The organism is Streptosporangiales bacterium (assembly GCA_009379825.1).
GTDB lineage: Bacteria > Actinomycetota > Actinomycetes > Streptosporangiales > WHST01 > WHST01.
Map to the genome: position 1 here is coordinate 1 of WHTA01000138.1, position 7,412 is coordinate 7,412.

The following is a 7,412-nucleotide window of genomic DNA, read 5'->3' on the forward strand; positions in this document are numbered from 1 at the left end:
ACCCACCGGAGTCTTCACCCGCATCGCCCAGCGACTCCTCGCCCTCACCTCCGGCATCTGGACCAACTGGACCACCGGCGTCACCAGCAAACGATCACTAACCGCCTACGACCACTGACCAAGGAATCAACCATCTAGGGGACACTCGTGCAGCGCCGGGGTCGCGGCGTTGCACACCCCCCATCACCGGTTGCAACGCCGCGACGCCGCCGTGGTGTCTCAGCCCACGGACAGTGCGGCGAACTCCCGCATGCCGTAGACGAAGGACACCTGCGCCGCATAGCCCAACTCGCGGGTGATCCGGTCCGACGACGCCACGATATGCCGCACGTCGCCCAAGCGGTAGTCACCTGTGACGACCGGTCGCGGTCCGCCACACGCGTCGGCCAGTGCATGCGCGAGCTCACCGACCGTGTGCGGCTCGCCGCTCGCGACGTTGTACGCCGTCAGTGCGCTTGCTTCCACAGTGTGGGACGCCGCGTGCAGGTTCGCTGCCGCGACGTCGCGGACGTGCACGAAGTCGCGCAGCTGCCGGCCGTCCTCGAACACCCGTGGGCACTCCCCGCGCCGCAGCGCGGAACGGAAGATGCTCGCGACGCCCGCGTAAGGCGTGTCGCGCGGCATCCGCGGGCCGTACACGTTGTGGTACCGCAGCGCGACCACGCTCCCGCCGGTGCCGCGCGCCCACGCGGCGGCGAGGTGTTCCTGCGCGACCTTCGTGGCGGCGTACACGTTCCGTGGGTCGAGCCGCGCGTCCTCGGTGACCCGCTGCGTGGTGAGCTCGGCGCGGCAGTGTGGGCAGCGCGGCTCGAAGCTGCCCGCGGCCAGGTCGACGTCGGCGCGCGCCGCCGGGCGCACCGGCCCGTCGGTCGCGCAGCGGTACCCACCTTCGCCGTAGACCACCATGCTGGACGCGAGCACCAGCCGCGGCACCTCGTGTCGTGCCATGGCGGCGAGCAGCACGGCGGTGCCTAGGTCGTTGCAGCCGACGTACGCGGGCAGGTCGCCGGCGAGGTCGACGCCCAGGCCGACCATCGCGGCCTGGTGGTTGACCAGGTCGACCCCGGCGAGCGCCCGGTCGACGACCTCGCAGTCCCGTACGTCACCGGCGACGTACTCGGCGATCGTCGGGTCGGGCGGTGGCTGGAGGTCGAGCACGCGCACCTGGTGTCCGGCCGCGGCGTACGCCTCGACCACCTGTGAGCCGATGAACCCGGCGCCGCCGGTGACGAGTACCTGCATGCCCGCGACGTTAGCGGCGCCGGCCGTGCCCGGGCTGCCCCTGCGCGGATCGGTAAGCAGATCGAAAGATCTCGGGTAGATTGCCGGCCGTGGGAGCCACCGTGGACAGCGAGGTCGGGCAGCTGCGTTCGGTCCTGCTGCACCGACCGGGGGACGAGCTGCGCCGCCTCACCCCGCGCAACAACGACAAGCTGCTCTTCGACGGCATCCCGTGGGTCGACCGCGCGCAGCAGGAGCACGACGCGTTCGCCGCCACCCTCACCTCCCGGGGCGTCGAGGTGCTGTACGTCGTCGACCTGTTGCGGGAGACGCTCGCCGCGGCGGAGGCACGCCACGAGGCGATCGCCGCAGCCGTCGCCGACGTACGCTTAGGCGAGGCGCTACGAACCCAGGTGACCGGCTACCTGCACGACCTGCCGCCGGAGCAGCTCGCGGCCGTGTTGGTAGCCGGCCTCGCGCACGACGAGCTGCCCGCAGGCCGCGGGCTGAGCTACGCACTCATGGACACCGGCGACTTCATCGTCGACCCGTTGCCGAACCTGTTGTTCACGCGTGACTCGAGCACGTGGCTGGGCGGTTCGGTGGCGGTGACGTCGCTTGCGATGGCAGCCAGGCGCAGGGAGACCAGCCTCACCAAGACGATCTACCGACACCACCCGAGGTTCGCCGGCACCGAGCTGCTGTACGAGCCGCACCTGGAACCGCTCGAAGGTGGCGACGTGCTGTTGCTCGCGCCCGGCGTGGTCGCTGTCGGCACCGGCGAACGCACCAGCCCCGCAGGCGTGGAGCGGCTCGCCGTGCGCGTCTTCGAACGCGGGCTGGCGCACACGGTGCTCGCCGTGCCGATCGCGCAGGAACGCGCGACCATGCACCTCGACACCGTGTGCACGATGGTCGACGTCGACGCCGTGCTGATGTACCCGAACATCGCCGACGAGCTGGTCGCGTACACGCTGCGGCCGGACGGCGAGGCGCCGAGCGTGCGCGGTCCGCAGCCGTTCGTCGACGCCGCGGCTGAGGCGATGGGGATCGACTCGCTACGGGTCATCGACACCGGGCTCGACCCGGTGACAGCGGAACGCGAACAGTGGGACGACGGCAACAACACGCTGGCGCTGGCACCGCGGCTGTGCGTCGCGTACGAACGGAACGTGGAGACCAACGCGCGCCTGGCCGCCCTCGGCATCGAGGTGATCCCCATCGCCGGCAGTGAGCTGGGCAGCGGCCGCGGCGGCCCGCGATGCATGTCGTGCCCGATCACCCGCGACCCGCTGAATACCTAGTCCTCGACGTAGCGCTCGAGCACGCGTAGCTCCGTGCGGAGCCGGTCGGCTTCCGGGTGCTGCTCCGTCGTCTCGTATGTCGAAATGGCCTGCTGTCGCTCGTCCACCTCGCGGCGCAGGATGTCGCGGATGTCCGTGGGGCTCAGTGCCCGCCGGCTGACGTCGCGGGACAGGCCGACGGTGCCCATCGGGTCGGTGCCGTCCACCTCGACCGCGTCGACCGCCTCGGCGTTCTCGATGGCGGCGAGTGCCGTCCTGATGGTGCTCGCGGCAACCCGGTCGCGCTCCTTCAGCGCGGTCTTCAAGTCGGCACGCAGCCGATCGCGAATGGACATTGGCCCGACCCTAGTCGGGCAGGTCGTCGGTCTCCTGCCGGCGGCAGCTGATGTGCGCCTCCGTGACGAGGAGATCCTCCTGCCGGTAGTGCGCGAAATCGCGGTGTACGGGTATCTCCGCGAGTTCCGCCGCCGGACGGGAGACGTCGTGCTCGTCCACGATCTCCCACGCCAGGTCCTCGAACATCTTCCTGTAGTCGTTGACGCGCAACCGGTTCTGGAAATGCAGCTGATTGTTGTACAGCAATTTCCACCGGCGCTTGCCGTAACGGAGGAAGTTGAAACGGTTAATTGTGTCGTCGAGCTGCGCGTAGTGGTCGGCCATGTCGATCACGTGGCTCATGATGCCGCCGACCGCCGTGATCCGCTCGATCTCGTGCAGCAGCCAGCGCATCGGGCCGGGGGAGATGTGCTCGAGCTTGCTGGTGGACACCACCAGGTCGACGCCGCGGTCGGGGAGCCCGGTGTCGCGCGGGTCCCTGATGTGCACGTCGACGCCGAGCAGTGCGAGCAGCTCGTGCCCCGGGCGGCCCTCAGGCTCCGACAGGGCGAGCTCGAGCCGCTCCCTGCCCACCTGGCTCGGCGGGTCGATCACGCCGTCGCGGATGAGCCGGTCGAACGAGCTCATCACCGCGAGCACGCTCGGCCGGTCGGCCAGTGCCTTGACGTCGTACGTGCGTACACGTTCCGCTCCGCACAGCACCAGGCCGACGCTTGTGACCGGGAACCAGCCGGTGCCGATCTCGACCGCGACGAACCGCTCGTCGTCCGGGTGCCTGGACCTGCCGTGCTTCAGCCAGCCCTGCGCGTGCGCCTGCGTGCGCTCCCACTTGCCGAGCAGGTAGCTGTCGGTCAGGTCGAGCGAGTGCGTGACGTGCTTCTGGAAGACCCGGTTGACGCGTTGCCGTCCGGGCAGCAGGGAAAGCGTTCCCTGCATGGCGGCTTTCGCATACCAAGTCGGCAATCGGGCTCCAGCAAAAGGGGTGTGACCTAACGCCGTGTCTGCCCAAATCTACCTACCCGCTCGGGCCGCCAGCATCCGGACGCCCCTTCCGCCGTCCCGGCGGGCGGTTGCTGTGGACGCCGCACAGGATATGCACAGCACCTGTGGATGAATCACCACGATTTGCTCACTTGGCGTGATCGGCCGGGAGCGAAGCAAAGTCGTAACGTAGATCTTGATCGGAATCGCCGTGCGAAGGGTTGCCGATCGCCTTGTGTTCTTATAGTTTCACTCGCGGCTCGAGCACTGTTGTGTCCCCCGTCGACGGTGCTCGAGCCGCTTCTTTTGTAGTCAATTGATGACTGGCGGGGTCTCCCAGTACGGCAGCCGCACCGTCACCTCCGTGCCGCCGTCCGCCGGGCGCAACGCCGTCACCGCGCCGTGCTGCGCCCTGACCAGCTGGCGGACGATGTAGAGCCCGAGCCCCAGCCCGCCGAACCGGCGCCGGTCGCCGGTGCCGCCCTGGTAGAAGAGATCGAAGACGTGCGGCAGGTCGTCGTCCGCGATGCCGATGCCCTGGTCACGTACGGAGAACCCCACCTGCGTGCCGTCGTCCCACACCCGGATGGCGACGTCGCCCCCGTCGGGAGAGAACTTCACCGCGTTCTCGAGCAGCTCGTTCACCACCTCGGGCAGCGCACGGCGGTCGCAGCGCGCCCGGCGGCACGGTTGCGACACGTCGAAGACCAGGCGGCGGCCGTCGGCCGGCTGTGGAAAGGCGGAGAGGATCTCGCCGAGAGTGGTCGCGAGGTCCACCGGTTCCGTGACGAGCTCGGGTTCCTCGCCGCTCACCGTCACGCCGAGCACCACCTTGTCGACCAGCGACGCGAGCGCGGTGGAACGGTCGGCGACGACCTCGACGGCGGCGCGGCGTCCCGCGTCGGACAGGTCGTCCCAGCGCTGCAGCAGCGTCGAGGAGAAGCCGCGGATGGCGGTCACCGGCGTGCGTAGCTCGTGTGCGGTCGTGCTCAGCAGCACGTCTCTGGCTCGCTCCAGCTCCTTCGCCTGGGACACGTCCCTGAACTCCACGACGACGTCGTCGCTGTCCGGCACCCGCGAGGAGAGGATCTCCACCCACCGTCCGGTTGGTAGACGGTGGTCGAGCACCTGTCCAGGTTCTGAGATGGGGAACGGTGGCGGCTTGCCGGCCGCCTCCTCGCTCGAGCGGCCGGTCAGCCGTTCCGCCGCGCTGTTCCACTGCAGCACCCGGCCGGCACCGTCGAGGACGGCGAGCCCGTCGGTCGTGGCGTCGATGATCACGTGCTGGTGCTTGCGGTCGCGGATCATCTCGGCGGAGGAGTCGGCGTTGCTGAGCGCGATGCCGGCGTGCTGGGCGAGCAGCATCAGCACGTCGATCTCCGCCGGCTCAGGCGTGCGTTTGCTGTCGCCGAAGACGACGGCAAGCGCGCCATGCGTGGTGGCGGACGTGCGTGCCGCGACGGCCATCGCGGAACCCGCGCCCGGCAGCGCCGTACGGACGATGTCGATCATGACGGGGCTGACGTTGTCGACGGGGAACGCGCACCAGTCGCTGTTGTCCCTGACGAGCTGGGTGACCCAGTCGTCCTCGAGCGCGACCTGTGCGCCCCAGTTGGCGTCCGGCGCGCCACCGACCACGACCGGCCGCCAGTACGCGCCGTCGAGCCGGAGGAACACACCGAGGTCGGCGTCGAGCAGGTCGGCAGCGGAGGCGCAGATCTTCGTGAGCACGGTGTCGAGGTCGAGTCCGGCGCCGATGCTGGCGACCACTTCGTGCAGGCTCTCCACGAGCCGTAGCCGCCCGGTGGCCGCGTGCCGTGGATGACGGACACGATGGGCGGCTGCGTTGCTCGTCGCGGACATCCGCGCACCTCCGAACTCCTCGGCCGCGAGTTGGGGGTACCCACGGCCGGATCGGGGAGGTCGACCGTTGCCTGCCGGCTCCTCGTGACGGGAGGACGCCGGCCCTCACCCCTACTTAAGCATCATCGGCAAGAACACCACTGGCGTATCTTTACCTGCGACGCCCGGTGACGTCCTGGTCACCACCGCATCGCGGTTTGGGTCTACCGTTCGAGATCCGGCCTGGTCACCGATACGGCCCGATTCGTCGGTGTTGCGTCGGTTGCCCGTCGAGGGCGTTTCAGCTCACCGTACGCAGTTCCGGCAGCTCGGGCAGGCTGCTCGCCACCAGGCCCGCCACCGCGCCGATCACGACGACCGCCGGGTTGCTGACCGCTCGCTCCCGCGCGACCGCCGCGATGGTCGCCAGCGTCGCCGACGTGGTGCGCTGGTCGTCGTAGAACGCGCGCTCGACCACGGTCACCGGGGTGTCCGCGGCCAGGCCGCTGTCGAGCAGCCGTCGTGTCGTCTGCTCGAGCGTGCTGACGCCCATCAACAACACCAGCGTGCTGTCCAGCCGCGCCAGCGCCGGCCAGTCCAGCTCGTCGTGCGCGGACGCCACCGTCACCGCGCGGGACAGGCCGCGGTGGGTGACGGGCACGTGCGCGGCCGCGGGCGCCGCGAACGCGCTGGACACGCCGGGCACAACAGTGACCGACACATCGGCGGCGCGGCAGGCGAGCAGCTCCTCGCCGCCCCTGCCGAACACGAACGGGTCGCCGCCCTTGAGCCGCACCACGTGCCGGCCGGCGCGGGCCCGCTCGACGAGGATGTCGTTGATCTCCTGCTGTGGCACCGGTTGCCGACCGGGCGCCTTGCCGACGTCGACGACCTCCACGTCCTCGTCCAGGCCGGCCAACAGCGCGCGCGGCGCCAACCGGTCGACCACCACCACGTCGGCGTCGGCCAGCGCGCGCCGTCCGCGGGTGGTGATCAGGCCGGGGTCGCCAGGACCGCCGCCGACCAGCGTGACGTGCCCCTGGGCGCGCTTACGGTGGCGGCGTATCGGCAGCGTGCCGCACTCCAGGTCGGTGGCCACCCTGGTGCGGATGGCGTCCCTGATGGCCACCGTCGTACGCGGGTCGCGGCCCGCCGTCACCGCGACGGTGACGTCGTCCACCCGCGCGACTGCCGGTGTCCAGGCCGCCGAGTGCGTGCCGTCGTCGGCCCGTACGCACCACACCCGGCGCTCGTCGGCCTCGGCGGCCACCTGGGCGTTCACCGTGGGGTCGTTGGTGGCGGCGTGCACCAGCCACACCCCGTCCAGGTCGGTGGTCCGGTACGGCCGCCGCAGCCAGCGCAGCCGCCCGTCCGCGCGGATCTGGTCGGACGCCCACGGCGCCACCACCGTCACGTCGGCACCGGCGTCGGCAAGAGCCGCCGCCCGGCGACTGGCCACCGGCCCACCCCCGACGACGAGCGCCGCCTTGCCGGCGATGTCCAGGAACAACGGATACCGTTCTGCAGTACTCATGCGCGACCGCCTCCTCCCGGCCCTCCGGCAGGTGCCGCGACGGCGTGGTGGGCGGTGCGGTGGGCTCCGCGGCCCCTACCTCCGGGTCGCTCGTCGAGCTCCTTCGCTGCGGTACTCATGTGCGACCGCCTCCTCCCGGCCCTCCGGCAGGTGCCGCGACGGTGTGGTGGGTGGTGCGGTGGGCTCCGCGGCCC

Annotated in this window: 7 protein-coding genes; 2 read left to right on the forward strand and 5 right to left on the reverse strand. The window is 70.5% G+C overall.

Going from position 1 to position 7,412, the window contains the following annotated elements; translation table 11 throughout:
* Positions 1-118, forward strand: a 118-nt coding sequence (locus tag GEV07_30200) for an IS982 family transposase (protein MQA06788.1), incomplete at its 5' end; no start/stop codon positions are given.
* A 101-nt stretch (positions 119-219) separates the two neighbouring features.
* Here GEV07_30200 and GEV07_30205 read toward each other — a convergent pair.
* Positions 220-1,242: an NAD-dependent epimerase/dehydratase family protein gene (locus GEV07_30205; protein ID MQA06789.1), complete on the reverse strand. Its 1,023-nt coding sequence runs from the start codon at positions 1,240-1,242 to the stop codon at positions 220-222.
* Between the two features lie 89 nt (positions 1,243-1,331).
* On the opposite strand from GEV07_30205, the gene GEV07_30210 reads away from it, so the two are divergent.
* Entirely contained in the window at positions 1,332-2,525 is a 1,194-nt protein-coding gene (locus tag GEV07_30210) for an arginine deiminase (protein MQA06790.1), read from the forward strand.
* Here GEV07_30210 and GEV07_30215 read toward each other — a convergent pair.
* The 4 genes from GEV07_30215 to cobA all read right to left on the reverse strand — a co-directional run bounded on the left by GEV07_30215 (position 2,522) and on the right by cobA (position 7,218).
* Complete coding sequence (locus GEV07_30215) at positions 2,522-2,860, reverse strand: hypothetical protein (GenBank protein MQA06791.1); 339 nt, start codon at positions 2,858-2,860, stop codon at positions 2,522-2,524. The genes GEV07_30210 and GEV07_30215 overlap by 4 nt on opposite strands.
* A gap of 10 nt (positions 2,861-2,870) precedes the next feature.
* Positions 2,871-3,797 carry a hypothetical protein gene (locus GEV07_30220; GenBank protein MQA06792.1) on the reverse strand — a complete coding sequence of 309 codons (927 nt, stop codon included), beginning with the start codon at positions 3,795-3,797 and terminating at the stop codon, positions 2,871-2,873.
* A gap of 357 nt (positions 3,798-4,154) precedes the next feature.
* A complete protein-coding gene (locus tag GEV07_30225) occupies positions 4,155-5,705 on the reverse strand; it encodes a PAS domain-containing protein (protein MQA06793.1) in 1,551 nt (516 codons plus the stop codon).
* Positions 5,706-5,985: 280 nt separating this feature from the next.
* A complete protein-coding gene (gene cobA / locus GEV07_30230; GenBank protein MQA06794.1) occupies positions 5,986-7,218 on the reverse strand; it encodes a uroporphyrinogen-III C-methyltransferase in 1,233 nt (410 codons plus the stop codon).
* Positions 7,219-7,412 lie beyond the last annotated feature (194 nt).

Excerpts from the sequence above, each read along its gene's own strand:
- GEV07_30215 (MQA06791.1), bottom strand. The coding sequence starts at position 2,860 with ATGTCCATTCGCGATCGGCTGCGTGCCGACTTGAAGACCGCGCTGAAG.
- cobA (MQA06794.1), bottom strand. The coding sequence starts at position 7,218 with ATGAGTACTGCAGAACGGTATCCGTTGTTCCTGGACATCGCCGGCAAG.
- GEV07_30225 (MQA06793.1), bottom strand. The coding sequence starts at position 5,705 with ATGTCCGCGACGAGCAACGCAGCCGCCCATCGTGTCCGTCATCCACGG.
- GEV07_30205 (MQA06789.1), bottom strand. The coding sequence starts at position 1,242 with ATGCAGGTACTCGTCACCGGCGGCGCCGGGTTCATCGGCTCACAGGTG.
- GEV07_30220 (MQA06792.1), bottom strand. The coding sequence starts at position 3,797 with ATGCAGGGAACGCTTTCCCTGCTGCCCGGACGGCAACGCGTCAACCGG.